Source organism: Nocardia abscessus, assembly GCF_015477775.1.
Classification (GTDB): Bacteria; Actinomycetota; Actinomycetes; order Mycobacteriales; family Mycobacteriaceae; genus Nocardia; species Nocardia abscessus_A.
In genome coordinates, this window is sequence record NZ_JADLQO010000026.1 from 21,778 (window position 1) to 47,670 (window position 25,893).

Sequence of the window (25,893 nt, forward strand, 5' to 3'; positions counted from 1 at the left end):
TACCCGCGCACACCGGGAGATATGGGATGAGAACGCTTTCCGACGGCACCAGCACCCCCGTCATCGACGCCAGCGTGCACATCTTCTTCGCCTCGAACAAGGACATGCGCGGCTTCCTGCGCGAACCGTTCTCCAGCCGCGGCATCCCGGACGCCGAGATGGATTGGTACGGCGCGCCGGGCGGGGAGTACGCCGAGGGCACCAGAGGGCCCGGCCGCGGGTACCCGGGGTCCGACCCGGACGTGGTCGGCGGGCACCTGTTCGAGACGCGTGGCGTGGACGTCGCGATCCTGCATCCCATGACCCGGGGCGTCCTGCCGGATCGGCACCTGACCACGGCGATGTTGGCCGCGCACAACGAGATGATGGTGTCGCGGTGGCTGGATTCCGGCGCGTACGCCTCCCGGTATCGCGGCACCATCCGGGTGAATCCCGAGGACATCCCGGGGGCGCTGCGCGAGATCCGCAAGTGGGCCGACCATCCCGGTGTCGTCCAGGTCGGTATCCCGTTGCAGTCGCGCGAACTGTACGGCAAGCCGCAGTTCTGGGCGTTGTGGGAGGCGGCGGCCGAGGCCGGACTGCCGGTGGCGGCGCACATCGAGACCGGCGAGAGCATCGGCTTCCCGCCCACGCCGTCCGGGCACACCCGGACCTACGAGCAGTACCTCGGGTTCATGTCGCTGAATTACGTCTATCACCTGATGAACATGATCGCCGAGGGCGTGTTCGAGCGACTGCCGTCGTTGCGGTTCGTCTGGGCCGACGGCGCGGCCGATCTGCTGACCCCGTTCACCTGGCGGATGGACACCTTCGGCAGGCCGCACCTGGAGCAGACGCCCTGGTCACCACGGATGCCCAGCGACTACCTGCCCGGTCACGTGTTCTTCGTCCAGGGCAGCCTCGACGGGCCCGGCGACACCGAATTCGCCGCCGAGTGGCTCGGTTTCACCGGCAAGGAGGACATGGTGATGTTCGGCTCCAGCTATCCGCACTGGCACTGCGGGGACGTCGCCGGACTTCCGTCCATGCTCAGCGCGCAGCAGCGCGAAAAGCTCTGTTGGCGCAACGCATCCCAGCTCTACGGAATCGACATCCCGGCCGAGTTGGTCACCGAATAGCCGCGAACAAGGGAGACGACCATGACGCTGGCCCACCAGCAGCACCGCGCCCCGGCGCCCGAGCAGGTCGCCGTCCGGGTCGTCGACTCGGACGTGCACCCCGTGCCGCGACGCCGGGAACTCGTGGAATACATCCCCGAGCCCTACCGCAGCTCGTACTTTCTCAGTCACCGGGTCGGCGAGACGATCATCTACGACGCACCCGACTACGCGCACTCCTACGCGATGCGGGTGGACACCTTTCCCGCCGACGGCGAATTCCCCGGCAGTGACCCGGAACTGGCCTTCCGGCAGCTGATCGTCGACGCGGGCTCCGACATCGCGATCCTGGAGCCGACGGTCAAGGCCACCCGGCTCCCCGAGGCCACTCAGGCACTCGCGACGGGCGTCAACCACTGGCTGGCCAACCACTGGCTGGACCCGAAGAACAACTGGCACCAGCGGTGGCGCGGCTCGATCTGCGCGGCGATCGACGACCCGCAGGGCGCGGTCCGCGAGATCGAGCACTGGGCCGGGCACCCGTACATGGCGCAGATCCTGATCAAGGCCGAACCTCGCCCGGCCTGGGGTGATCCGAAGTACGACCCGATCTGGGCGGCGGCCACCGAGCACGACCTCGTGGTCAGCTGTCACCTCGGCCGCGGCGCCTACGAGACGATGCCCATGCCGCCGGTCGGATTCCCCAGCTACAACCACGACTTCATGGTCACCTACTCGTTGCTGGCGGCGAACCAGATCATGAGCCTGATCTTCGACGGCGTGTTCGACCGCTTCCCGGCGCTGCGGATCGTGTTCGTGGAGCACGCCTTCACCTGGATCCTGCCGCTGATGTGGCGGATGGACGCCATCTACGAAGCGCGCAAGTCGTGGACCGGAATCAAGCGCAAGCCGTCGGAATACGTCAAGCAGCACATCAAGTTCACTACCCAGCCGCTGGACTATCCCGAGGACAAGACCGAACTCACCCGGGCGTTCGAATGGATGGAGGCGGACAAGATCCTGCTGTACTCCTCGGATTACCCGCACTGGACCTTCGACGATCCCCGCTGGTTGGTCAAGCATCTGCCGGAGTACGCACGCGAACGGGTGATGTACCGCAACGGCATCGAGACCTACCACCTGCCGGAGACGGTGCCCGCGATCGACGGTCAGAGGCGGGTGTTCTGAGTGCCGGACGAATCCGAGACGCCCCGGCTGGCGCAAGGGCGCGAACATGTCGTCGCGACCGTCGGCGAGATCCCCCCTGGTTCGTCCAAGGTGGTGCCGATCGGCCGGCACGGCGTCGGCGTCTACAACGTCGACGGGACGTTCTACGCCATCGCGAATTACTGCCCGCACGAGGGTGGGCCGCTGTGCGCGGGCCGCGCCCGCGGACGCACCGTCGTCGACGAGTCCGTTCCCGGCGACGCGGTCATGGTGCGGGACAAGGAATACATCTACTGCCCATGGCACCAATGGGGTTTCGAGCTGGCGACCGGCACCACCGCGGTGAAGCCCGAGTGGAGCATCCGCACCTACCCGGTCCGGATCGTCGGTGACGACGTCGTGGTCATGGCCTGAGGCGCCCGTGTGAACAGCGAAAGCGGCGCGGCCCGCGTGTCCTCGGCGGAGGTCAACGGTGGCAAGGTCGTCTACGAGATCCTCGGCGATTCCGGCGATCTCGTCGTCCTGACGCCGGGTGGCCGGTTCGGCATGGACGTGCCCGGGTTGCGCCCGCTGGCCGAAGCCATCGTCGATGGCGGATATACGGTGCTGCTGTGGGACCGCCCCAACTGCGGGGCCTCCGACGTGCAGTTCTACGGGCAGACGGAATCGCACATGCGGGCGCGCACGCTCGACGGCCTGCTCTCCGCACTGGACGCGGGCCCCTGCGTGCTGGCGGGCGGCTCCGGCGGCGCCCGCGATTCGATGCTGACGGCGATGCTGTATCCCGAGCGGGTCAGCAAGCTGGTGCTGTGGAACATCGTCGGCGGCATCTACGGGATGTTCAATCTGGGCGCCTATTACGTGCTGCCCAGCTTGCAGGTGGTACGCGGAAGCGGGGTCGCGGGTCTGCCCCGGATGCGGGAGTGGCGCGAGCGGATCGCCCAGAATCCGGCCAATGAGCAGCGCCTGCTGGACCTGGATCGCGACGAGTTCGTGAAACTGTCGCTGCGGTGGCTCGGCGCCTACGTCCCGAAGCCGGGCCAGACGATCCCCGGAGTGGACGACGAGATGTTCGACCGCATCCGCGTCCCCACGCTGATCATCCGCGGCGGGGCGGGCGACCTGGACCACCCCAAGCGCACGTCACTCGAGGTGAGCTGCTTGATCGAGGGATCCACACTGATCGATCCGCCGTGGCCGGAGGACGCCTGGGAGCGCGCGGTCGAGGATCGCGCGAGCGGAAAAGTCGCCCACTACAACCTGTTCGACACCTGGGTGCTGGCGGCGCCCGCGATCCTGAAGTTCCTGGACGGCTGATGGCCGGGCCCGCGCGCTCGATGTCCGGCGCCCGCCCGGCCTGCTCACCGGGTGTGGATGCGGACCTCGCAGTTCAGCGACGCCTCCAGGGCGGTGTGAATCCGGCTCTCGGGCACCCGTTCCAGATCGGATTCGCGCAGCGTCACCGACACCACGTCGAAGCCGTCGGCGTCCCGCGCCCGGGTGATCTCGCCGGTCACCCCGAAACCGGCGAGGACGCCGTGCGCGTCGTCATCGGTCCCCCGGCTGACGAAGGTCACCACACCGGCCGCCGGAGTGGTGCCGAACGCCGCGGCGCACACCCGCACCGCCTCGCGCACCGCCGCGTCGGGATCGTCTGTCGCGACCAGCAATTGGACTTCGCGCCGAGCGGCGAGCTCGCCCGGCAGATCGCTGCCCTGCGTCTCGGCCGGAATCGAGGCGGCGTGCACGCGCAATGCCCGCATCCCGGCCGCCAGCTGCGCAGTGGTGAGCTGCCCGGCCGGGTCGACATTGATACGCAGCACTGCGGTTCTCATGTCCGCAAGCGTAACCGCCGAGACCGGAGAAGATCGTTCCGGTTTGCGACCCACCATCAGCCAGAAGAGGTTGCCATGCAAGAAACTGTCGAGCCGGTCACCGGGCTCATCGTGGCTCCGGCGCCCGGTTGCGCGCCCCGCCTGCTGCGGGCGGACGGCGACGGCGAAGACCTCGCCGCATACCGCGAGGCCGGTGGCTACCGGGCGCTCGGCTCCGTAGACACGGTGCTGGCGCAGGTGCGGCACAGCGGACTGCTCGGCCGCGGCGGCGCGGCGTTCCCGATCGCGGTCAAACTGGGCGGCGTCCGGGAAGCCGGGCTGCGCGGGAACGAGACCGTGGTCGTGGCCAACGGCGAGGAAGGTGAGCCCGCCTCGGTCAAGGACAAATGGCTGATGCGTCACCGCCCGCACCTCGTCCTGGACGGGGTGCGGCTGGCGGCCGGAATCGTCGGCGCGCGGCGCGCCTACGTCTACGTCTCGGACCCTCGGTCCGCGCGCCGGATCGACGCCGCGCTGACCGAACTGGACGCGGCCGGCCTCGACGAGGTCGCCATCGAACTCGTCACCGTGGCCCCGGCCTATGTCGCCGGGGAGGAGACCGCGGCGGTGCGTGCCATCAACGGTGGCCCCGCCAAGCCCTCGGACAAGCCCCCACGCCCGTTCCAACAAGGCGTCGACGGACTGCCGACGGTGGTCAGCAACGTGGAGACCTTGGCGCATCTGTCATTCGTCCACCGGTACGGCGGTGCGGCATTCCGTGAGGTGGGCACCGCGTATTCGCCGGGCACTTTTCTGGCCACCGTCACCGGCGGCGCGCGTCCGCCCGCGCTGTACGAGCTGCCGCACGGCACGAGGTTCACCGATGTGCTCGCCCTGCACGGCCTGGCGCCCGAGGAAGTGCGCGGCGCTCTGCTGGGCGGCTATTTCGGGGGCATGGTGGATCGTGCGGTGCTCACCGCCACTTTGGACCACGAAACGATCCGCGCCCTCGGCAGCGGCCTGGGGTGCGGGGCGATCTCGTTGCTCACCGGCGAGTGCCCGGTCGCCGTGGCGGCGGCCGTGCTGAGCTACTTCGACCGCGAGAACGCGGGCCAGTGCGGATCCTGCTTCAACGGCACCGCGGCTATGGCGGCGGCGACCACCGCGCTGCGCGACGGACTCGCCACCGCCGCGGACATCGAACGACTGGAGCGATGGTCGGTGGTGCTGCGCGGGCGCGGCGCATGCGGCACCTTGGACGGCGCGGCCAACGCCGCGGCCACGCTGCTGGCGCGATTCTCCGCGGAGGTCACCGCACATCTCGAAGGCCGGTGCTCCATCTGCGCCGGCGGTGCCTACCTGGCCGACCGGCCGTTCGACGTGGAAGCGGTGATGCAGGCATGAGAATTCGGCTCGATCGGACGCTGTGCGACGGATTCGGCCTGTGCGCCAAGCACGCGCCCGCCCATTTCTCGCTCGACGACTGGGGCTACGCGGCCCTGGAAGGAACCGGCGTCGTGGCGGCGGCAGACCAGGACGGGGTGCTGCGCGCGCTGCTGGATTGCCCGGTCCACGCCATCATCGCCGTCCCCGAGCCCGAAACCGGCCCTCCCCCGGCGACTTCGGCGGCGCAGCCGCTCGGGCAGGAGCCGCCGCGATGAGCGAGCAGCACGACATCGGCGTGCGCCGACACCTCAGGTCCGGCGACACCGGCACGTCGCACGGCCGGCCACCACCACTGCGAGACGAAAGCGGCGCGATGAGAATCGAAGTCGATTACCGCACCTGCGAGAGCAACGGCATCTGCATGGGCATCATCCCAGAGGTGTTCGAGCTGGACGACAAGGACGAATTGCACCTCCTGCAGTCGGAGGTGACCCCGGACGTCGAATCGCGCGTGCGCGACGCGGTAGCGCAATGCCCGCGCGCGGCCGTCTCGCTCGTCGAGTGAGCCGGGTGAGCGCCCGTCCACCGTCCGGAGCACCCGTCACTGCCGGGGCAGACCCAGGATGCGCTCGGCGATGATGTTGCGCTGGATCTCCGACGTGCCGCCCGCGATAGTTCCCGCGAAGCTGCGTACGAATCGCTCGAACCATCCCGGCGCGGTCTCCTCCAGATTGAACACGCTGTGCCGCGCGGTGATATCGGGGTGCGCCAGCCCGCTCGTCCCCGCGGCCGCCAACGCGTGTTCGGCCCCGCGTTGCACGGCTTCGGAACCCAGCAGTTTCAGCACCGAGAGTCCGGGTCCGGCGTCCTCACCGCGCGCCGCCTTGGCCAGGGCGTCCGATCCGAGCAGGCGCAGCGCGTGCGCGTCGAGGACGAGTTCGGCGTAACGATCGGCGGCCACGGCGGTATCCGGCCGGAAATCGGCCAGCAGACCGTCCAGCCGATCCGCGAAGCTGAGCCACAGCAGCGTGCGCTCGTGCCCGAGCGACCCGTTGGCGACCCGCCAGCCCTGGTTCAGCTCACCGACCAGGTTCTCGGCGGGTACCTCGACCTCGGTGAAGAACACCTCGTTGAAATCGAGGTCCGCCGGGTCGCAGACCGAGGCGAACGGCCTGCGGCGCACCCCGGGCAGATCGGTGGGGATGAGCAGGGCCGAGATTCCCCGGTGCTTCGGCGCGTCGGGATCGGTCCGCACGAACGCGAGCAGCACATCGGCATCGTGCGCACCCGAGGTCCAGATCTTGTGCCCGTCGACGACGAAATGGTCGCCGCGCAACACCGCCCGGGTGCGCAGACCCGCCAGGTCCGAGCCCGCCTCCGGCTCACTCATCCCGAGTGCGGCGGTGCGGTCGCCGCGCAGGATCGGTATCGCCCAGCGCTGCCGCTGCTCCGGCGTCCCGAAGGTGATCAGGGAGGCGGCGACGATACCGACGCCTTGCGGATTGAAGTTCTCGTAGACGCGCCGTCGGGCCAGTTCCTCGCGGTGCACGTATTGCTGCAGGATCCCCGCATCGCGGCCGCCGAACTCCGGTGGGTTGCCCGGCACCAGCCAACCGTGCTCGAACAGCAGCCGCTGCCACTGCCGCGCCCACTCCGGGACATGGGCGGTCGATCGCGGGCGCTCGCCCGCCGCGGCTTCCGGCGGCAGGTGCCGGTCGAGGAACTCGACGAACTCGGCGCGGAACGCCTCCACATCGTCATCGAAGGTCAGTTGCACGGTACTGCCTCGCAATCGTCGCGCGATGCTCGTCGGCGCCGCCGAGGAGCAGTTCCCCGGCCTTGGCCCGTTTCAACGCGAACTGCACATCGTTCTCCCAGGTGTAGCCCATGGCGCCGAAGAGTTGCAGGCCGTTGCGGAAGACCACCGCTTGGCACTCGCCCGCGGCCGCCTTGGCCATCACGGCGGCCAGATGCCGCCGCGGGTCGTCGGCGGAGATGGTCAGCGCGGCCCAGTAGGTCAGCGCGCGGGCGCGCTGAACGGCCACATGCATGTCGGCGGCCTTGTGCGCGACGGCTTGGAACGCGCCGATCGGCGCGCCGAACTGGCGGCGCACGCGCACGTGCTCCACGACCAGATCCAGCACTCGCTGACACGCGCCGACCATCGTGGCCGCGAGCCCGGTCAGGGCTATCTCCCTGGCTTGTCGCACATCGCGGTGCACCCGGTCGGACGGGCCGACGCGCACCTGCTCCAGCGTCACCTGCGCCACGTGCAGCAGCGGGTCGAACACCGTGACCCGGCGGGCGGCGACCCGGTCGGCGGGAACCACGAATACCCCGGCCCCGGTCGCGACGGCCAACCGTTCGGCGCGGTCGCCGTCGAGCACGTGAGCGGTGCCGTCGAGCGTCCACCCCGAGCCGTCGCGCCGCGCCGAGATGCCGTCGAACACCGCGGATGCCGCCGTCGCGGGGTGGGCGTCACCGGCCAAGGGCGCGTAGTGGGTCATCGTGGCCAGGTACGGGGTGGGATCGGTGGCCCGCCCCAGTTCCTCCAGCACGATCGTCAGCTCGACCGTCTCGGCCGGATCGGTGAGCGAGGTCCAACCCTGGTCGAGATAGACCTTCCACAGGGGTCCGGGATCCGCGCCACGATCGGCGATGTCCCTGATCAGCGCGACGGGACAGTGCCTCGCGACCACCTCGCGAACGGTGTCCTGCCACAACCGCTGATCGGCGTCGAACTCCAGCAACATCCGATCGCCCTCCTCGACGTTGTCCGGAACCACTTCCCTCGACCTAACGCGAGAATATAGTTCTTCACTAACGATAATAGTAGTTTCAATTCGCAGATGCTAACGCCTGAAGAGGAAGAATCATGATTCCGAGCGAGTATCATGCGCTGATGCATGGTTTGCGACGGGTGCGAACGAGTCGGCGCGCGGGGCGTGGCGGCCATGACTGATGTGGAGGGGCGGCGTGAACCCGCCTGGAAACAGCGTGCCGTGGAACGGTCGCTGCGCACGGCCAAGCTGCGGGCCGGTCAGCGGGTACAGCGCTTCCTGGACGCCGCGCAGGCGATCATCACCGAGAAGGGCAGTACGGATTTCACGGTGCAGGAGGTCGTCGACCGGTCGCGACAGTCCTTGCGTAGCTTCTATCTGCAATTCGACGGCAAGCACGAACTGTTGCTCGCGTTGTACGAGGACGCGCTGGGCCGCACGGTCGAGCAGATCCGCGCGGCCACGATCAACAGCGGCGAGCCGCTGGACCGGCTGCGGACGGCGGTGGAGTTGCTGTTCCAGCTGTGCAGGCCGGATCCGGACGCACGGCGGCCGCTGTTCACCGAGTTCTCACCGCAATTGCTGAGTTCCCATCCCGCGGAGGTACGGATGGCGCACGCCTCGCTGTTCGCGCTGTTCGCCGATTTGATGACCGAGGCGCAGGCGGCGGGCAGGCTGACCGCCGCCGCCAATCCGCGCAGGCTCGCGGCGATGATCATGCACACGGTGATGTTCACCTCGCAGCCCGCGAACGCGGATCCCGAGGCTCGGCCGCTCACTCCCGAGGAGGTCTGGAACTTTTGCGCCCACGGCATCACGGGCCAGCGCACCACGACTTGAGCGAGAATTATCCTCTCCATTATCGAGAATGTAGTTTACACTACCGGTGTGCCCTGGCGGATTCAGCGCCACACTTCGAGGAGGTCAGCCGGTGGCTTACGTCATCACCCAGAACTGCTGCAAAGACGCCAGCTGCGTCGCGGCATGCCCGGTGGACTGCATCCGGCCCGTGGGCGACGAGCGCGGCACGCAGATGCTGTTCATCGATCCGGAGACCTGTATCGACTGCGGCGCTTGCGCGGACGAGTGCCCGGTCGACGCGATCTATTCCGAGTTCGACCTGCCGCCCGAGATGGAACGGTTCCGGGAGATCAACGCGGCGTACTTCCGGCACCACCCCCTGGAACCCGGGATGATCGAGCCGCTGACCAAACGCACATCGATCGAGCCGGGCGCGCTGCGTGTCGCCATCGTCGGCGCGGGGCCCGCGGCCTGCTACGCCGCGGCCGAACTGCTGGAGATCGGCGGCGTCGATGTCGATCTGTTCGAGCGCTTGCCCACCCCGTTCGGCCTGATCCGGGCCGGTGTGGCGCCCGACCATCAGCGCACCAAGTCGGTGGTGCGGATCTTCGATGCCGCCTTCGCCGACAGCCGCTTCGGCTGCCACCTCAACGTGGAGATCGGAAAGACGCTGACCCATGCCGATCTGCTCGCCCACCATCACGCGGTGATCTACGCCGTCGGGGCCTCCGCGAGCCGCGACCTCGGTATCCCCGGAGAGCACCTGCCGGGCCATCACGCGGCCGCCGAGTTCGTCGGCTGGTACAACGGCCACCCCGACCACGCCGGGCGCCGGTTCGACCTGTCGGCGCGCCGGGCGGTCGTCGTGGGGAACGGCAACGTCGCGCTCGACGTGGCCCGAGTGCTGCTGATGTCACCGCAGGACCTCGCCGCCACCGACATCGCCGAATACGCGCTGGAGGCGCTGGCGCACAGTCACATCGAGGAGGTGATCGTACTCGGCAGGCGCGGTCCGCGCGACGCCGCGTTCTCGGTGGGCGAGTTCCACGCGCTCGGACATCTGACCGGCATCGACGTGATCATCGAAGGCGGCGACCTCACGGCGCACCCGGACGACGATGTGGAGACGGCGCTCAAACTGGAGATCGCCCGCGAATTCGCCGCGCGTCCGGCGACCGAGGGCCACAAGCGGATCGTGTTCCGGTTCCTCACCTCGCCGGCCGAGATCGTCGGCGAGGAACACGTGGCAGAACTGCGCACCGTGCGCAATCGGATCACCGAGGACGGAACATTCGTCGCGGGCTCCGTCGGCGGCGAGACGGCTTCGATCGAGACGTCGCTGGTGCTTCGATCCATCGGTTACCAGGGCGATCCGGTCGGCGGCCTGCCGTACGACGCGCGCACCGGCACCGTGCCGAACCAGCAGGGCCGCGTCGTCGACGACACCGGCGCCGCCCTGCCGGGTGTCTACGTCGCCGGATGGATCAAACGCGGGCCGCGCGGTGTCATCGGGACCAACCGCGCTTGCGCCGCGGAAACCGTCGCGGCGCTGCTGGCCGATTTCCACCGTGGGGCACTGGATCGGCAGGTAGGCGACCGGGAAGCATTGCGCGCGCGGATGATCGAGCGCGGCGCCGATGCCGTCGGATGGACGGGATGGCGTGCCATCGATGCCGCGGAGCGCGAGCGCGGCGCCGCGGCCACCCGCCCCCGCGTCAAATTCTTCTCCGTGGACGAGATGCTGGCGGTGGCACGGCGTTGATACCGGCGACCCGGGGGCGTCGCGCTCGATGCGGCGACGCCCCTGGGCCGTGGCTCAGTCCGCGGTTTGCCCCGCACCCCTGGCACGCCACACCGACACGGCCAGCGTCGAGACATCCAGTGCCTTGCTGAGTTCGATCTCCCCGTTACCCGCGCGGGACAGAAACGCCTGCACAACCTTGTCCGGATCATCACTCAGCTCGTACACCGCGAGATACCGGTGCGCGGGTGCCGCGGCGTTCCCGCCGGGCAGGGCGGCGGGCACGAGTTCGAAGCGCTGCCCGCTCGACACGCCCGGCACGGCGACCACCTCGGCGAGGTGCTTGGTGTCGTACCACTCGTTGAACTCCTCGTCCTGCCCCGCCACGGCGTTGGAGAACACCAGCATCTTCGATTCCGCCACGTTTCGCGTCCTTCCGCTCCGTCTCCCTGCCTCGGCTGCGCCGGGCTCTCGAGACGATGAGAATATTACTTTCTGATCGTAAGAATCTTGCTTGCAGAGTGCGCGGGAAACGGCGACGGGCCGAGCGGGCGCCGCATTGCGGCGATTCGCACGACCCACAGCCGATCGGGGACCGGTCAGTCGCTGGCCGGGAGGGGCTTGGCTTCTTTCAGCGCCAACCGGGTGGCGCCGACGCTGAGCGTGCCGGCCCCGGCCTTCGTCACCAGAATCTCGGCGCCGGAATCGTCGACGTAGCGCTTTCCCAGCAGATTGCCGTCGGCGAAGTCCGCTGCCGGCTCGGCGCCGGTGGTGCGTTCCGCGCCGATCGGGACCATCGGAACACCCCCGGCGCGAAGATCGTCGAGACTGTCCGCGGCCTTCACTACGATCACCTCGGTGTCGCACACCTGACTGCGCAGGCGAGTGCCGTTCTTGACCATTGTCATCCTTTCCTGACGGTGACTACGTAGTGGCGGCGACATCCGCCGCGGGCCGTGAGCCGTACTCCTCGACGAGTTCGCGGCGCAGCACCTTTCCGGTCGGTGTCGTGGGCAACGAATCGCGGAACACGACCAGGTCGGGCGTGCGTGAGCCGCGCAGCCCGGCCCGGACGTAGTCGCGCAGCGCGGCGGGATCGGGTGTCGCGCCGTCGGCGGGCACCACCACCGCCACGATGATCTGGCCCCACTGCGCGTCCTCCACGCCGATGACCGCGACCTCGCGCACCGCGGGATGCTCGACCAGCACATCCTCGATCTCGGCAGGCGCGATGTTCTCGCCGCCACGGATGATCGTGTCGTCGGAGCGGCCGCCGATGAACAGGTAGCCGTCGGCGTCGAGCATCGCGACGTCCTTGGTCGGGAACCATCCCTCGTCGTCCAGCACCGACCCGATCCCGGTGTACCGGCCGGACACCTGCGGCCCTCGTACGAACAACTCCCCCGTCGCGCCCGCGGATATTACTCGGCCGCTGTCGTCCCGGATCTGCACCTCGATTCCTGGCACCGGCTGACCCACGGAGCCGAGCCGCCGCGCGACCGCCGGGTCGGCGGAGCGGTGCGCGGCCCGGTGGTCCTCCGGTCCCAGCACCGCGATCGTGGAACTGGTTTCGGTCAGGCCGTAGGCGTTGACGAAGCCCACCTCGGGCAGCAGGTCGAGCGCCTTACGGACCAGCGGCAGCGCGACCTTCGATCCGCCGTAGGCGAGATTACGCAGGGTGGGCAACCGTGCACCGGAGCGCTCCAGTTCGGTCACGATGCGATCGAGCATGGTCGGGACCACGGTCGCGGTGGTGACCCCCGCGTCGGCGACCAACTCGATCCATCGCGCGGCGTCGAAGTTGCGCAAGTACACCATCGTCCGGCCCGCGTACAGGTTGGAGAGCGCGGCGCCGATACCGGCGATGTGATAGGGCGGCACACAGATCAGCGCGGCATCCGCGGGTCCAGCCGAGTCGAAGTCGACCGTCCCGGTGATGTAGCTGACCAGATTGTTGTGCGAGAGCTCGACCGCTTTGGGCCGCGAGGTCGTCCCCGAGGTGAACAGCACCACGGCCACCTGGTCGGGGTCGGGCGGCTCGGCGTCCACGAGCGCATCGGCGGCGACGGCCGCATCGGCGAATGCCCGCGACCGCATGATCCTGCCTCCGAAGGAGGCGACGATGTCGTGGTACTCGTCGTCGCAAACCACCAGCGGATCATCGAGCCGAGCGATCAGCTCACGTAAGGAGTCGGCGCCGAGCCGATAGTTCAAGGGCGTGAAGGGAATTCCGGCCCCTGCCGCAGCGAAGATCAGCAGCGGGAGCAGATGGCCGCCGGTCCCCACATAGGCCACGCTCCGTGCGCCGGAGTCCCCGATCACCGCCGCGCCGCCCCGCGCCCGCGCGTTCAGCTCGGACGCGGTCCAGCGCACCTCGTCGCACACCACCGCAGGCCGGTCCGGGTTGCTCGAGGCAGCCATGTCCAGCAAGAGCGAAACGCTCATTCCGCACCCTCTCCGCGAGCGCCTGCCGGGCGCACAACGATATTGGCATTCTCGTCAGCGGAGAATAGCATATCCATGCGAGGTGGCCGCAGCCCGCGACGATCCGATCGGCCGACACCGGCGCAGCGCATCGACAACCGCCTCGCGCGGGAACGGCCGACCCGCCATCCGCACCGAGCGGACACCCCGGGGCATCGGGCGATGCGTGGGCCGAACCCTCGCCGAGCCTTAACCCGCCACTCTCGACGAATCTATACGGAAACAACATTTACGCAGCAAAAGCGATAAGCACACCGTCTACATCGCCCATCTGCGAGCTGAGTCACAGTCCTCTGTGATAACTTCATTCTCACTGTTTGCCCTACCCATCCGGATCTGACGACGGCCGAGTCGGCTCGCGCGATCCGTTGCGATGCCGCGGAGGTGGTGATGAGCCCGAGGACCGGAACCAACGTGACTTCACCACCCGAACCCGACGGCGACGAACGGGTCTCCGGCGGCGACGCCGATGTCGACGAACTCGCGCTGGCCGCCGAGGCGGCGGAGGCGGAGGCACAGGCGGCCGAGGCGCGCGCCGCAGCGGCCCGCGCACGGGTGCGCGTAGCCGAGGCGCGCCGCAGCGCGGGCGCCGTTTCGAGGCGCACCGACAGCACCGGTCCCGCGGAGTCGGAAGGGCAGCCGAAGAACTCGGACCCGGCCGACGAGGCCGACGATCCCGGAAACGATCACGCTCCGGGTGGCCGTTCCGACACCGACCCGACGGGCGGCGCACAGGCGAGCGCGTCGGCCGGGGAGAACCGCGACGCCACCGCGGATACCGCCGAGCCCGAATCCCTTCCGCGCCGCGCGCGGCTCCGCGGCATCATCACCGAGCGTCTGCACCGCCGCTCCGCGATGGTCGTCGGCGCCATCGCCGTGATCGCACTCGCGCTCGCGGGCAGCGGATACACGGTGTGGCACCATCACGAAGCCACCGAGAAAGACCGGCGCGCAGCCGAGTTCACCGCCGCCGCACGGCAGGGAGTGGTGGCCTTGACGACGCTCGACTTCAACCGGGCGAAAGAGGACGTGCAGCGGGTCCTGGACAACTCCACCGGGCCCTTTCGCGGCGACTTCCAGGCACGAGCCGCGGATTTCACGACCGTGGTCCAGCAGTCGCAGGTCGCCACGGAGGGCAAGGTGAACGCCAGCGCGATCGAGTCGATGACGGAGGACTCCGCGGTCGTACTCGTCGCCGCGACGTCACAGGTCACCAATTCCGCGGGTGCGCGACAGGAGCCGCGCGCCTGGCGATTGAGCGTGACGGTGAGCCGGGACGGAGATCAGCTCAAGATGTCCAAAGTCGAGTTCGTCCCATGACCGCTGACAGCACATCGGTCGTCGCGGGAGCGGCCGCATCGAAGCAGGAAGCGCGGGCGCGGTACGGGCTGGCCCTGCTCGCGATCCTCGTCGTCGCCGCGGTCGCGACCGCCGCGTGTCTGTTCTTCCTCCAATACCGGCCGGACAGCCGCGCCGACGACGACAACGCCGCGGCGCTCGACGCCGCCTCCCGCGGCACGGTCGCGTTGCTGTCCTACGCGCCGGAAACCCTCGACCATGACCTCGGCGCGGCGGAGTCCTTCCTGACCGGCGACTTCCTGGCGTACTACAGCCAGTTCACCCAGCAGGTGGTGGCACCGGCCGCCAAGCAGAAGTCGGTCCGGACGATCGCGACCGTCGTCCGCGCGGCGGTGTCGGAACTGCGCACGGACGAGGCGGTGGTCCTGGTGTTCATCAACCAGACCACCACGAGTGCGGAGAAGCCCGATCCGGCGCTGGCCGCCAGCAGCGTCCGGGTCACGCTGCGCAAGGCCGACGACGCCTGGCGGATCTCGGCGTTCGACCCGGTCTAGCCCCTCCGTAGCCTGGCGCCGCGCCGCTGGGGAAATTTCATTCTCTTTTCCGGAGAACAGGTTACAATTTAGGTATGCCTGACCTCTGGAGCGAGCTGCTCGCCTGTCTCGACCTCCGCCAGCGGCCGACGTCTCCGTCGCCCGGAGCGGCGGACACCCGCCCCGGAGCCGGAGGCCGCCGCCGGGAGACCCTGACCGTCTACGAGGGATCGAGTCAGCGGCTGGACCACGGTTGGCTGTACGGCGGGCAGTTGCTGGCGCAGATCGTGCGGGCGGCCATGTGCGCCTGCCCCGCCAAGGCCGTCAAATCCCTGCACGTGGTGTCCGCCCACGAAGGCAAGGGCGATGCCCCCGTCTTCTACATCGTGCAGCGCCAGCACGAAGGCCGCTCGTTCGCGGCGCTCACGGTCACGGCCCGGCAGAAACGAGACATCGTCGCCACAGCGGTCGTCTCGATGCACGCTCACGAGGACGGCCCGGAACACCAGACCGTTCCGGACATTCCAGAGGTGCCCGGACCGCGGCACCACACCGAGGTACCCATCCTGCCGTGGGAGACCCGGTCGACCGCCGATCTGAACTCGACAGGCACGCACCCGCCCGACTACGAGCTGTGGATGCGAACCCCACGGGTAGCCGACGAATTCGGCGCCGCCCTGGCCGCCTACGCCACCGACTCGAGTCCGATCGGAACCGCCCTGCGTCCATTGAAAGGCGTCGGCCAGAGCGGCAACGGCACCGCGTTCACCTCGGCGACGACCACCCACTCGGTCTGGTTCCACCGCGCGTTCCGCACCGACGACTGGTTGCTGCTGCGCCACCACAGCCCGCTCGTCGCGCACGGCCGCTGTTTCGGCAAAGGCGACATCCTCACGCAGGACGGGACGCTCGTCGCCTCGTTCGCCCAGGAGGGCCTGCTGCGGTTCCGCCCGTGACCAGCCTCCCGCCCCCCCTCGACGCACGGAACGGACGAGCCATGGACCCGAATCCCCAGTCCCGCCCCTACCGAGTCGTCCAGTGGGCAACCGGTGGCGTCGGTGCGCACGCGCTGCGCGCCGTGCTGGATCATCCCGATCTCGTGCTCGCGGGTGTGCGGGTCCACGATCCCGCCAAGGCCGGCCTCGACGCGGGCGCCCTGTGCGGATCGGGCGTCACCACCGGCGTCGCGGCCACCACGGACGTCGAGGAGGTCCTGGCACTCGGTGCGGACTGCGTGCTGTACATGCCGCGGCTGTTCGACGTCGACGACGTCTGCCGTCTTCTGGTGGCCGGCGTCAACGTGGTCACTACCCACGGCGACCTCCGGCACCCGGACACCGTCGACCCCGAGGTGTGCGCCCGCGTCGAAGCCGCATGCTGGTTCGGCGGCGCCTCGATCCTGAGCACCGGCATCGCTCCCGGCTTCGTCACCGAAACCCTTCCCGTCGCGCTCAGTTCGATCCAGCGCAGCATCGACCGGATGTCGATCGAGGAGAGCGTCGACCTCGCCCGGCCGGGGACGTCGCGGTTGCTCTTGGAGACAATGGGTTTCGGCGCCGCACCCGCGCCGTTCGACGAACAGCGCCTGGCTCACGCGGAACAGACCTTCGGCCCCTCGCTGCGGCTGGTCGCCGACGCCGTCCGGCTGCCCCTCGACGCGTTCGACGTCCTCGGCGAGGTGGCGCTCGCCGAGGGCGACGTACCGCTCGAGTTCACCACGCTCGCGGCGGGAACGGTGGCCGCACAGCGCATCACGGTCTCCGGGCGGGGCGGCGGTCGGGTCCTGCTGCGATTGCGGTCCACCTGGTACTGCACCTCCGCGCTTCGGCCCGCGTGGCCGGTACGCGCCACCGGATGGCATGTGGCGATCGACGGCGAGACTCCGATCGAGATGGATCTGCGCTATCCGGTGGACCCGAGCGGGATGAGCGCCATCTCGCCGCGGTATGCCGCCAACCGCGCCGTCAACGCCGTCGCGTACCTGTGCGCCGCGCCACCGGGTATCCGCACCACGCTCGACTTACCCCCGCTCACCGCGAATCTGGGCTGATTCGCGGCCTGCGGCGTCCTCATCGCGGCCTGAACGGGAGGGCGGCCACGTCCTCGGTCCCGAACCACGCCTGCGCCCAGGCGATAAGCGCGACGATCGCGGCGCCAGGCGACGCCGCACGAGCCTGCGTCCAGCTTCGTGATCACAATGAGCGGAATGGTCATATTCAAATTCGAGAGTGGTATTCTCATTGCATGAACGACGGAGGGGTGCCCGCCCGGCACAGCGGAACCGGCGCCACACGAGGCGATTTCGCGCCCGACGAGCCACATGCACACACTCCGGCGCCGGCGCACACCCCGGAGGCCGCGCGGCCGGGCGCGCCACGAGCCCGCGAGCTTCGCGGTCGCTTGTGGAAACACAGCCGGCCGTCGCGGGCGGACGCGCCGAACAGCGACGCCCCGCTGCGCGTGACGGTCCGAGACGTGCTGGACTACTTCGCCAAATGCCCCGAGTGCGGATACCCCGCGCAGGCGTCGGCCACGGTCCGGGAACTGCGCGACGGACGGATCGAGACCGAGGTTCGACCCAGTTGCGGGCTTCCCTGCGGCTGGCAGGGAAGCCCGCAGATCTCCATGAGCGGAACCGGCTCGGCTCCGGCGCGGCAATAGACCGCGAACCCGTCGCGGCGCCCGGACAGGCCGGGCGCCTTTCGCTGCCCGCGTTCGTCTTTCGCGTTCAGCCCACGGCGACGAGATCGGTGCCGCCCCACAGTCCGGTAAGCAGCAGCTCCCCGCTGCGGAACATCTCCGCCTCGGCGATGCCGGCGGCCGGCACGCCCGCCGCCGCCAACGCACAGCCCTTGAACGCCTGCGCGGCGACGCTCAGCCGATGATGCACCGCGCCCAGTCTGCCGTCGAGTTCCTCGGGCAGATCCTCGCCCCACAGCGCGACTTCGATCAGACCGTGATCCAAGCAGTCCAGCACCCCGTGCCGGACGCGGGCGTCGGAGGCGAACAACTCCGGCGCCACCGCCACCGCATGCGGCCAGGTGTCGTGCACCGGCGTCGCCAGCGAACCCTCGAGATCCAGGACGGTGGCGCCGAGAATCTGCAGCGGTCGCACGTCGGAGCAGTCGGCCAGCAGCACGGTGACCTCCCAGCCCGCCATCGTCCGGTCGCACAGCCAGCCGCCCGCATGCCGCACCACGTCGACAGCCGTCGCGGCGACGACGGCGAGCCGGTATCGCAGCAGGTGCTTGCGCGCGTGCGCGCGCCACCCGGCGACCGAATGCGCTCCACCGAAGCTCTGGTCGGAGTCGAAGTATTGAGCAGCCATGCTCACCCTCCCTGCACTGGGCCCATCGGCCGATCTCGAGCGGTGGGGCCGTGCCCCGCGGAGGTGACCGATTGTGTTCGGCAGCACACTCTCGTGTAATGAAACGTAGCTTCTCTTTAAGAGAGAATCAATACGCAAAGTGTCGCATCGAGGGGCCTGCACGGCCCATACGTTCGGAGCGGACCGCCAGCCCCTCCGTGCAACACGCAGCCTCGCACACCCGCCCGACCCGTGCATTGACTACGATCCGCCCCTTTGGAAATCTAATAGTCGAATTTGAGAGTTAGATTCTCTTAACTGACAGGAGAAAGCCCATGAGTGTGACCCCGCTTCCGGAGGACCAATGGGACGACGCGGTGGATGCCGCACTGTCCCGCATGCTGCCCGCGGATCGCCGCAACCCACGCGCGGCGGGAAACGCACTCGCGACGATGGTCCGCCATCCTGCCCTCACGAAGGCTTTCCTGGGCTTCAACGTCCATCTGCTGTTCGGGTCGACATTGGCGCCACGATTGCGGGAACTCGCCATCCTGCGGGTCGCCCACCAGCGCGGCTGCGAGTACGAATGGCACCACCACGTCCGGATGGGCGCCGAGGCCGGGCTGACCGAGGGCGATATCGCCGCGGCCCGAGGCGAGGCAGCCACCGCGGACGAGTTCGACCGCCTGCTGCTGCGGGCGGTGGACGAACTCGGGGAGAAATCAGCGCTGTCCGAGGAGACCTGGGCCGCCCTGGGCGAACGTCTCGATGAGCGGCAACGCATGGATCTCGTCTTCACGGTCGGCGGATACACGACGTTGGCGATGGCCTTCAACACCTTCGGCGTGCAGGTCGAACACTAGCGGCCGCGCCGACCCGGCGATCCCGGCGAGATCCCCGGGTCGGCATGGTGTTCCGGGGGGGTCAGCCGCGCGGCAGGCCGAGCACTCGTTCCGCGATGATCGTGCGCTGGATCTCCGAGGTGCCGCCTGCGATGGTGCCCGCGAAACTCCGGATGTAGCGCTCGAACCAACCGGACGAGAAGTGGTCCAGATTCAAGGGATTCGGGCGTGAACTCATCGCGGGGTGGGCCAGCCCGTCCACCCCGACGGCGTTCAGCGCCTGTTCCGACGCCGATTGCACGGCTTCCGAACCGAGGACTTTGAGGATCGAGAGCGCAGGCACGTCCTGTTCGCCGCGCGCCTCCCGCGCCAGAGCCGCCGACCCGAGCAACCGCAGGGCGTGCGAGTCCATCACCAGCTTGGCGTAGGCGTCGCGGTCGAGCACGGTCCGCGGGCGGAAGTCCCCGAGCAGGTCCCCGAGCCGGTCGGCGTATCCCAGCCACAGCAGCGTGCGTTCGTGACCGAGTGAGCCGGTGGCCACCGACCAGCCCTGGTTCGGCGCGCCGATCAGATTCGCGGCCGGGATCCGGACGCCTTCGAAATAGACCTCGTTGAAATCCAGGTCGTCCGGCGAGCACACCGACGGAAACGGACGTCGGGTGACCCCGGGAATGTCGGTCGGGATCAGCAGAACGCTGATCCCTCGATGCTTCGCAGCGGCGGGATCGGTGCGGACGAAAGTCAGCAGCACGTCGGCGTCGTGCGCACCGGAGGTCCACACCTTCTGCCCATCGACCACGTAGTCGTCTCCGTCCCGCACCGCCCTGGTGCGCAGCGAGGCCAGATCCGACCCCGCTCCCGGCTCGCTCATCCCGAGCGCCGCGGTGATCTCGGCCCGCAGGATCGGCACCGCCCAGCGCCGCTTCTGCTCCTCGGTGCCGAACGACAGCAGCGAGGCCGCCACGATGCCCACACCTTGCGGATTGAAGCTGTGATAGATCCGCCGCTTGGACAGTTCCTCCAGGTGCACGTACTGCTGCAGCACCGTGGCATTGCGCCCACCGAACTCCGGCGGATTCGCCGGGAGCAGCCAGCCGTTGTCGAACAGCAGACGTTGCCACCGACGCGCCCATTCCGGTACGTGCGCACTGGATTTCGAGCGCTCCGCCGCGTCGGCCTCGCCGGGTAGATGCTCGGTCAGGAACGCGACGAACTCGGCGCGGAATGCCTCGACGTCGGGATCAAAGGTGAGCTGCACGGTATTCCTCCACGATGAGCGCTCGGTGCTCGGCCGCGCCGCCGAGCATCAGCTCGCCCGCTTTGGCTCGCTTGAGCGCGAACTGCAAGTCGTTCTCCCAGGTGAACCCCATGGCGCCGAACAGCTGGAGGCCGTGGCGGAAGACCAGCGCCTGACACTCCCCCGCCGAGGCCTTGGCCATGGACGCCGCCATCCGGCGCCGCGGGTCGTCCGCGGCCAGGCACAACGCGGCGAAGTAGCCCAGCGCCCTGGCCCGCTCGATCGCGATGTGCATGTCGGCGGCCTTGTGCTGCACCGCCTGGAACGAGCCGATGATCGTGTCGAACTGGCGTCGGCCGCGCACGTGCTCCAAGGCGAGGTCGAGGATGCGCTGGCAGGCGCCGACGGTGGTCAGCGCCAAGCCGGTGAGCGCGTGCTGCTTAGCGCGTTCGGGATCGACCTCGCTGCGGTCACCATCGGTGACCCGCACGCCGGCGAAGCGCACCTCCGCGACGTGCAGCACCGGATCGAAGACCGAGACGCGGTGCGCGGTCACCGCAGCGGCGGGCACGACGAACACACCGGCATCGGTGACCACGGCGAACCGCTCCGCCCGGTCGCCGTCGAGAACATTGTGCGCCGTGCCGTCCAACCGCCATCCCGAGCCGTCACGCCTGGCGACAACCCCGGAATAGACCGCCGCGCACGGGCGTTCGACCCGCGCCTCATCCGGGACGAGAGGAGCGAACTGCGACATCGAGGCCAGGAAAGGGGTGGGGTCGGTGGCGCGGCCGAGTTCCTCGAGCACAATACCCAATTCGACGGAGAGGGCCGGCTCCGTCAGCTCGGTCCAGCCGACGTCGACATACGTCTGCCACAGCGGATCGGGTTCGACATCCTTGTCGACGATGTCACGAATCAGAGCGGGTGGGCACTGCTTCGCCGTGACCTCCCGCGCCGTCTCGCGCAATAGTCGCTGGTCGGCGTCGAACTCGAACAGCATGTCGACCTTCTTCCCTGTCGCAGCACCGCGTGCACTGGTCAGAGAATATCATTCTCATTTTGGAAAGTCGCAATACGCCGGGTCGGTCCCCACGAGTCAGACGGTGTGCGCTCCGGAAACCCGGCTCGTGGCCCGGACGAGCGCCGCGTTCACGTCACGGACGAACCCCAGCAGGGTCCGCAATGTCGCGTCGTCGTCCGGCAGGCCTTCGTCGAGCGCGGCGAGTTCCCCGTACAGCGGGGCCACCGCGACCTCGGCCCGGACCGCCACGAGTTCGACCCGGACCCGCCGCCGGTCTTCCGAATCCCGGCTCCGCCGCACATATCCCGCCCGCTCCAACCGATCGACAACCGTGGTGATCGCGCCGCCGCGAGTGATGCCGAGCTGGTCGGCCAGCTGGCCCGGAGTGAGCGGGCCCTGCATGCTGAGCAGATTCAGCGCACTGAGATCGGTGACCGTGATACCGAGCCGCCCGGCGACCGCCGAATGGAACACCACCGTCTGGGTCGCCTGCCTCCGCAACTCTTCGCGCAGCGCACCCAAGGTCTCTTCCCGTGCGCTCGGTGCCGCCATCGTCTCTCCCTCCGCCGGATCTCTCCATGATCGAGATACTCTGCAGGCGAGAATAACCCCGACGTGCAGTGTGCGGCCGGACTCCGCCGGTGAGCGCACCCGAGATCGTTCACTCCGGGATCACCCCTTGCGGGCGACTCCGCGAAGCGAGGTAATTGAGGAACGCGGGTGATATCCCGCCTCGCCGTCGGGTCGCCGATTCGGCGGCCCCAGTTCCGTCAGCAACCGAATTCGCCGGAGGGGGGCGCCCGGCACCCACGACAGCGAGGTGCGTCATGAACAAGAAGGTGCGTGCGACGGTATCAGCCCTGGCGATCGCCTTCGGCATCGTCATCGCGTCGAGTGCGGCCACGGCCGACCCGGCGGCCGCTCCGGCAACGGCACAGCGCCAGGAAGCCATGGCCGGGTTCTCGGCCCCACCTTGCTTGCCCTTGATCCTCCCGCCCGCCGTGAATGTCAACGCGTTCTTGATCTGCCTCGTCTGACGCCCCGCAAAACCCGTTGGCAGACTGCGGCGACCACTGCTACCTTTCCGGAAGCCGTGCCAGAGAACGAGGAGGTGGTACCCGTGAACGCAGTATCTACATGGGTGCTCCCCTCCAGGGTCACGGTCGGGCGATAGGTCGTCCGGGAGCGCCGCTCGAGAGCACTCCCGAAAGGCACGACCATGCAATTCACTTCCGAACAGCGCCTCGATGACGACATTCTCGAACGCGAATTCACCCTCGGCGAGATTCCCGGCATCCTGTGGACGCCCGCATCCGCATCCGCACCGGCCCCGCTGATCCTGGTCGGCCACCCCGGCGGACTGCACATGATGTACCCCCGACTGGTGGCCCGGGCCAGGCACGCCGCGGCGGAGGGACATGCCGCGGCCACCATCGAGCTCCCCGGGAGCGGTGACCGTCCCCGTTCCGCCGCCGCCGAGCAGGCCCGCGCCGACCTGCACCGGGCGCTGGAGGCCGGCGAGCCGGTCGACGACGACATCGTCGACCGGCTCGTCCTCCCGCTGGTCGACAAGGCGGTCCCGGAATGGCGGGCTGCCCTGGACGCCCTACTTTCGCTGCCCGAGATCGGCGGCCCGGTCGGGTACGCGGGAGGGGTGATCGCCATCGGCATCCGGCTGGCGGTGCTCGAGCCGCGCATCTCGGCCGCCCTTTTGTTCGCCGGGAGTTTCGTGCCCCGCACCATGTTCGAGGAGGCCCGCCAGATCACCATTCCGCTGCAGCTCCTGCTGCAGTGGGACGACGAAGGAAACGACCGGCAACTGGCCCTGGACCTGTTCGACGCCTTCGGTTCCGCAGAGAAGACGCTGCACGCCAATATGGGCGGGCACACCGGCGTCCCAGACTTCGAGGGGGACGACGGGAACCGATTCTTCGCCCGGCACCTGAAGTGAGGGCCGACCCAAGAGAGTTTGGCCGATCAACACATCCGAGGCAACAGACAGCCCCGAGGCGTGAAGGCCCGCCCTTGAAGGGTTCGCTACGGATCGAGCGGGCCTGCCATCGCCTGTGAATTTGTGGATCACGTGGGGATTCGCATCGGCGGACACGCCCAGGGACCCGCCCAACGAGGGAGGTGCCGAACGAGGCCCCGGCGTGCGTGGTTGTCCTCTGCGCTGTCACGAGTCTTGGAGCGGAACTCGGGACGGCAGGGATGGTAGATCGGCCCCACCCCGATGTGCCTGAAACCGCACTTCACAGGTGTCGCGTGTGTTGTAAAGGGGTTGGGACCGGCGGGCGCTTGCGCCCGCAGCCACCCGCCGGACCCAACAGCTCCAGTTTGCAGAAAACGCCTGGTCAGATGGCGCGCATTTGCGTGGGTTTGCGGCTCCGAAAAGGGATTCCGGTAGTAATCGCCGAGAATCCAAGAGATTTGTCCGGCATGCCGGATGCGAGATCCGTTGTGCTTCAGAGCTGATTCGCGGGTAGTTCTCGACGGGGTGAGCGGCGCACCATCTTCGATAACACTGAGGTGGCCCGCCTCTCGGTCGGTCAGTCCTCGGGTGCTTCCTTGGCCGCGGTGGTGGCAGTCGCTGCGAGGCTCCCGAGGAGTTTCATACGCTCCTCGGTCGGTGACCCGGGGGCGGTGGTGTAGACGAACATCATCCATCCCAGGTCGTCCGGCAGCGCCAATCCTTCGTAGGTGAACTCGAGGGCCCCGACGTCCGGGTGCCGCCGTCGATGTCGACCTCGGCCCGGAGGACCTCGCCGACATCGACACCGCGGCCGAGCGGGTGAAGATCGAGGGAGACCGTTACCCCGAGCACATGCAGCGGTGGATCAACCGCTGACAGTTCTCGTATCGTGAAACCCCGCCCCGCAGCGACGAGTCACCGACCTTCTCCGCGGGCGCTCACTCGGTATCGGCTGGGGGCAGCCCGTCCGAACCGGCGCGACGGGCGCGAGCGCGCCGCTTGCCCTCGTGCATCGCCTGAACCCGCGCCACCGGAATGGTGTGGCCCTCGGCGACCAGCTCGGCCGGAAGCCGCTGCGGAGCAGGCATTTCGGTGTCCCACGGATCGCGCTCGGCCAGCAGGCCGGGCGCCGTCCGCACCGTGAAATCCGCGGGCACCACATCGTCGAGTTGCGACCACGCGAGCGGGAACGAGACCGGCGTCCCGGGACGGATGCGCGGGCTGTAGGCCGCGACCACCGTCGCGCCGCCCGCGCGTGTCGAGTCGAGGAAAACCTTCCCCTCACGGTCGTCTCTGATGAACGCCGTGGTGGCGAGATCGGGATCGAGCCGCTCTGCCCTGGCCGCGATCGCTCGGGTGGCCGCGGCAGCGTTCTCGATAGCCGTGCCCGGCTCAACCGGGACGAACACGTGCACCCCTTTGGCGCCACTGGTCTTCACCGCGCCTGCCAAACCCTCGTTCGCCAGCGCCGCGCGAATCAGTTTCGCCGCCTCCGCGGCATGCCGGAACGTCTGCCCGGGAAACGGGTCCAAGTCGAGCACGAGATGCGTCGGACCGAGAGCATGGTCGGCAGGCAGGAGCGTCGGGTGGTACTCGACGGCACGCTGATTACCGAACCACACCAGGGTCCGCAGGTCATCGCACAACGCATACGAGATCTCGCGCCGCGAACTCTCGGCCCACACTGTCACCCGCCGTACCCAGTCGGGCGTGTATTTGGGCAAATTCTTCTGCATGAACGGGTCCTGGCCCGGTCGCACACGCACCACCGACAGCGGCCGGTCCCGCAGCACGCGCACCAACCGCTCCCCTACTGCCTCGAGATAGTCCACCAGATCTCGCTTGGTCGCCTCGGCACCGTCGAACAGCGGTTGATCAAGGTTGGACAGCGCCACGCCGTGGCGCACCTCTTCCTGGCCCACCGGGCCACCATGCCCGCCCGCGCCATCCAGGTCAACCCGCCGCGGCGCCGTGCGGTAACGATCCGGCAGCTTCCGGTGGAGCGGATGGAAACGGGTGTTCAATCTCCTACGCAAAAGGGAATTAAAGCCTCGAGGCCTCGCACCGTGAGACCTGAGGAGGACCCCATGGACAAGCCGGTGTGCACCGATTGCTGGCGCCGTGACAACCTCAGCTTCGCGCAACGACTGGACCCCGCGTTCATCTCGCCCGGTCCGGTACATCGATGCGAGTCGCACCGTACCCTTCAGCAGGATCTACCCGGCGACCCCGGACGCGCCCCGCAGGCCGCGTAGGCGTCGCGGCGCTGGGACCGCTGAGCAACGGAAGGTACCCCACCGCAACGCTTTCGGTCGCTGCCGCTGCGCCCTCGATGGATCCCGGGGCATCGGGCCCCGAACACCACGTACTGCTCGTGGTCTGCGCCGGTGACGCCGCGCCGCTGGCGCT

28 protein-coding genes and 1 pseudogene are annotated in these 25,893 nt (G+C 68.7%); 17 read left to right on the plus strand and 12 right to left on the minus strand.

Annotation, left to right across the window (positions count from 1 at the left end; genetic code table 11):
• Positions 1-26 precede the first annotated feature (26 nt).
• The 4 genes from IU450_RS37015 to IU450_RS37030 are packed head-to-tail and all read left to right on the plus strand — an operon-like array spanning position 27 to position 3,581.
• The gene (locus IU450_RS37015; protein WP_195154378.1) at positions 27-1,118 is read left to right on the plus strand and encodes an amidohydrolase family protein; all 1,092 of its coding nucleotides are present in this window, start codon (positions 27-29) and stop codon (positions 1,116-1,118) included.
• Positions 1,119-1,139: 21 nt separating this feature from the next.
• Positions 1,140-2,285 carry an amidohydrolase family protein gene (locus IU450_RS37020; protein ID WP_195154379.1) on the plus strand — a complete coding sequence of 382 codons (1,146 nt, stop codon included), beginning with the start codon at positions 1,140-1,142 and terminating at the stop codon, positions 2,283-2,285.
• Entirely contained in the window at positions 2,286-2,678 is a 393-nt protein-coding gene (locus IU450_RS37025) for a Rieske (2Fe-2S) protein (RefSeq protein WP_195154380.1), read from the plus strand.
• A 36-nt stretch (positions 2,679-2,714) separates the two neighbouring features.
• Complete coding sequence (locus IU450_RS37030) at positions 2,715-3,581, plus strand: alpha/beta fold hydrolase (RefSeq protein WP_195154418.1); 867 nt, start codon at positions 2,715-2,717, stop codon at positions 3,579-3,581.
• A gap of 44 nt (positions 3,582-3,625) precedes the next feature.
• On the opposite strand, the gene IU450_RS37035 is transcribed toward IU450_RS37030, so the two are convergent.
• A complete protein-coding gene (locus IU450_RS37035) occupies positions 3,626-4,099 on the minus strand; it encodes a hypothetical protein (protein ID WP_195154381.1) in 474 nt (157 codons plus the stop codon).
• A 75-nt stretch (positions 4,100-4,174) separates the two neighbouring features.
• Between IU450_RS37035 and IU450_RS37040 the strand changes: the two genes are divergently transcribed.
• The 3 genes from IU450_RS37040 (at position 4,175) to IU450_RS37050 (ending at position 6,029) form a co-directional block, all read left to right on the plus strand.
• Positions 4,175-5,482: an NADH-ubiquinone oxidoreductase-F iron-sulfur binding region domain-containing protein gene (locus tag IU450_RS37040; RefSeq protein ID WP_195154382.1), complete on the plus strand. Its 1,308-nt coding sequence runs from the start codon at positions 4,175-4,177 to the stop codon at positions 5,480-5,482.
• Complete coding sequence (locus tag IU450_RS37045) at positions 5,479-5,739, plus strand: ferredoxin (RefSeq protein ID WP_195154383.1); 261 nt, start codon at positions 5,479-5,481, stop codon at positions 5,737-5,739. Before IU450_RS37040 ends, IU450_RS37045 begins: the two co-directional genes overlap by 4 nt.
• Positions 5,740-5,837: 98 nt before the next feature.
• Positions 5,838-6,029, plus strand: a complete 192-nt coding sequence (locus IU450_RS37050; protein ID WP_195154419.1) for a ferredoxin — start codon at positions 5,838-5,840, stop codon at positions 6,027-6,029.
• 36 nt (positions 6,030-6,065) lie between these two features.
• Here the strand turns inward: IU450_RS37050 and IU450_RS37055 are convergent, their stop codons facing one another.
• A complete protein-coding gene (locus tag IU450_RS37055; RefSeq protein ID WP_195154384.1) occupies positions 6,066-7,241 on the minus strand; it encodes an acyl-CoA dehydrogenase family protein in 1,176 nt (391 codons plus the stop codon).
• Positions 7,222-8,217, minus strand: coding sequence for an acyl-CoA dehydrogenase family protein (locus IU450_RS37060; RefSeq protein ID WP_195154420.1), 996 nt, complete (start codon positions 8,215-8,217; stop codon positions 7,222-7,224). Before IU450_RS37060 ends, IU450_RS37055 begins: the two co-directional genes overlap by 20 nt.
• A 201-nt stretch (positions 8,218-8,418) precedes the next feature.
• Between IU450_RS37060 and IU450_RS37065 the strand changes: the two genes are divergently transcribed.
• Together IU450_RS37065 and IU450_RS37070 are read left to right on the plus strand one after the other, a co-directional pair.
• Positions 8,419-9,084, plus strand: coding sequence for a TetR/AcrR family transcriptional regulator (locus tag IU450_RS37065; protein WP_195154385.1), 666 nt, complete (start codon positions 8,419-8,421; stop codon positions 9,082-9,084).
• Positions 9,085-9,175: 91 nt separating this feature from the next.
• Positions 9,176-10,807 (plus strand): FAD-dependent oxidoreductase, encoded by a 1,632-nt coding sequence (locus IU450_RS37070; RefSeq protein ID WP_195154386.1) that lies wholly within the window; start codon positions 9,176-9,178, stop codon positions 10,805-10,807.
• A 54-nt stretch (positions 10,808-10,861) separates the two neighbouring features.
• On the opposite strand, the gene IU450_RS37075 is transcribed toward IU450_RS37070, so the two are convergent.
• The 3 genes from IU450_RS37075 to IU450_RS37085 all read right to left on the minus strand — a co-directional run bounded on the left by IU450_RS37075 (position 10,862) and on the right by IU450_RS37085 (position 13,231).
• Positions 10,862-11,209 (minus strand): DUF4286 family protein, encoded by a 348-nt coding sequence (locus IU450_RS37075; protein WP_195154387.1) that lies wholly within the window; start codon positions 11,207-11,209, stop codon positions 10,862-10,864.
• Positions 11,210-11,385: 176 nt separating this feature from the next.
• Positions 11,386-11,688, minus strand: coding sequence for a hypothetical protein (locus tag IU450_RS37080; protein WP_195154388.1), 303 nt, complete (start codon positions 11,686-11,688; stop codon positions 11,386-11,388).
• A gap of 22 nt (positions 11,689-11,710) precedes the next feature.
• Positions 11,711-13,231 (minus strand): class I adenylate-forming enzyme family protein, encoded by a 1,521-nt coding sequence (locus tag IU450_RS37085; protein WP_195154389.1) that lies wholly within the window; start codon positions 13,229-13,231, stop codon positions 11,711-11,713.
• 429 nt (positions 13,232-13,660) lie between these two features.
• Between IU450_RS37085 and IU450_RS37090 the strand changes: the two genes are divergently transcribed.
• The 5 genes from IU450_RS37090 (at position 13,661) to IU450_RS37110 (ending at position 17,763) form a co-directional block, all read left to right on the plus strand.
• Positions 13,661-14,590 (plus strand): hypothetical protein, encoded by a 930-nt coding sequence (locus IU450_RS37090; RefSeq protein WP_416382941.1) that lies wholly within the window; start codon positions 13,661-13,663, stop codon positions 14,588-14,590.
• Positions 14,587-15,123, plus strand: coding sequence for a twin-arginine translocation pathway signal (locus IU450_RS37095; RefSeq protein ID WP_195154391.1), 537 nt, complete (start codon positions 14,587-14,589; stop codon positions 15,121-15,123). Before IU450_RS37090 ends, IU450_RS37095 begins: the two co-directional genes overlap by 4 nt.
• A gap of 74 nt (positions 15,124-15,197) precedes the next feature.
• Positions 15,198-16,058: an acyl-CoA thioesterase gene (locus IU450_RS37100; RefSeq protein WP_195154392.1), complete on the plus strand. Its 861-nt coding sequence runs from the start codon at positions 15,198-15,200 to the stop codon at positions 16,056-16,058.
• 41 nt (positions 16,059-16,099) lie between these two features.
• Positions 16,100-17,152, plus strand: coding sequence for a dihydrodipicolinate reductase (locus IU450_RS37105; protein ID WP_195154393.1), 1,053 nt, complete (start codon positions 16,100-16,102; stop codon positions 17,150-17,152).
• A gap of 194 nt (positions 17,153-17,346) precedes the next feature.
• The gene (locus tag IU450_RS37110; protein ID WP_195154394.1) at positions 17,347-17,763 is read left to right on the plus strand and encodes a hypothetical protein; all 417 of its coding nucleotides are present in this window, start codon (positions 17,347-17,349) and stop codon (positions 17,761-17,763) included.
• A 67-nt stretch (positions 17,764-17,830) separates the two neighbouring features.
• Here the strand turns inward: IU450_RS37110 and IU450_RS37115 are convergent, their stop codons facing one another.
• A complete protein-coding gene (locus IU450_RS37115) occupies positions 17,831-18,343 on the minus strand; it encodes a hypothetical protein (RefSeq protein WP_195154421.1) in 513 nt (170 codons plus the stop codon).
• 401 nt (positions 18,344-18,744) lie between these two features.
• Between IU450_RS37115 and IU450_RS37120 the strand changes: the two genes are divergently transcribed.
• The gene (locus IU450_RS37120; protein ID WP_195154395.1) at positions 18,745-19,272 is read left to right on the plus strand and encodes a carboxymuconolactone decarboxylase family protein; all 528 of its coding nucleotides are present in this window, start codon (positions 18,745-18,747) and stop codon (positions 19,270-19,272) included.
• Between the two features lie 61 nt (positions 19,273-19,333).
• On the opposite strand, the gene IU450_RS37125 is transcribed toward IU450_RS37120, so the two are convergent.
• From IU450_RS37125 to IU450_RS37135, 3 genes are all read right to left on the minus strand, one after another.
• Positions 19,334-20,509, minus strand: coding sequence for an acyl-CoA dehydrogenase family protein (locus IU450_RS37125; protein ID WP_195154396.1), 1,176 nt, complete (start codon positions 20,507-20,509; stop codon positions 19,334-19,336).
• On the minus strand, positions 20,493-21,491 hold the full coding sequence (locus tag IU450_RS37130) for an acyl-CoA dehydrogenase family protein (protein ID WP_195154397.1): 999 nt from the start codon (positions 21,489-21,491) through the stop codon (positions 20,493-20,495). The genes IU450_RS37125 and IU450_RS37130 overlap by 17 nt, the downstream gene beginning before the upstream one ends.
• A gap of 96 nt (positions 21,492-21,587) precedes the next feature.
• The gene (locus tag IU450_RS37135; protein ID WP_195154398.1) at positions 21,588-22,064 is read right to left on the minus strand and encodes a MarR family transcriptional regulator; all 477 of its coding nucleotides are present in this window, start codon (positions 22,062-22,064) and stop codon (positions 21,588-21,590) included.
• Between the two features lie 275 nt (positions 22,065-22,339).
• Between IU450_RS37135 and IU450_RS37140 the strand changes: the two genes are divergently transcribed.
• Both IU450_RS37140 and IU450_RS37145 read left to right on the plus strand, forming a co-directional pair.
• A complete protein-coding gene (locus IU450_RS37140; RefSeq protein ID WP_195154399.1) occupies positions 22,340-22,549 on the plus strand; it encodes a hypothetical protein in 210 nt (69 codons plus the stop codon).
• A 182-nt stretch (positions 22,550-22,731) separates the two neighbouring features.
• A complete protein-coding gene (locus IU450_RS37145) occupies positions 22,732-23,463 on the plus strand; it encodes an alpha/beta hydrolase (RefSeq protein ID WP_195154400.1) in 732 nt (243 codons plus the stop codon).
• 598 nt (positions 23,464-24,061) lie between these two features.
• Here IU450_RS37145 and IU450_RS37150 read toward each other — a convergent pair.
• Positions 24,062-24,256, minus strand: a pseudogene (locus IU450_RS37150) (transcriptional regulator); the annotation flags it as partial.
• Between the two features lie 166 nt (positions 24,257-24,422).
• Entirely contained in the window at positions 24,423-25,406 is a 984-nt protein-coding gene (locus tag IU450_RS37155) for a DNA polymerase domain-containing protein (protein ID WP_195154401.1), read from the minus strand.
• Positions 25,407-25,893: the final 487 nt, after the last annotated feature.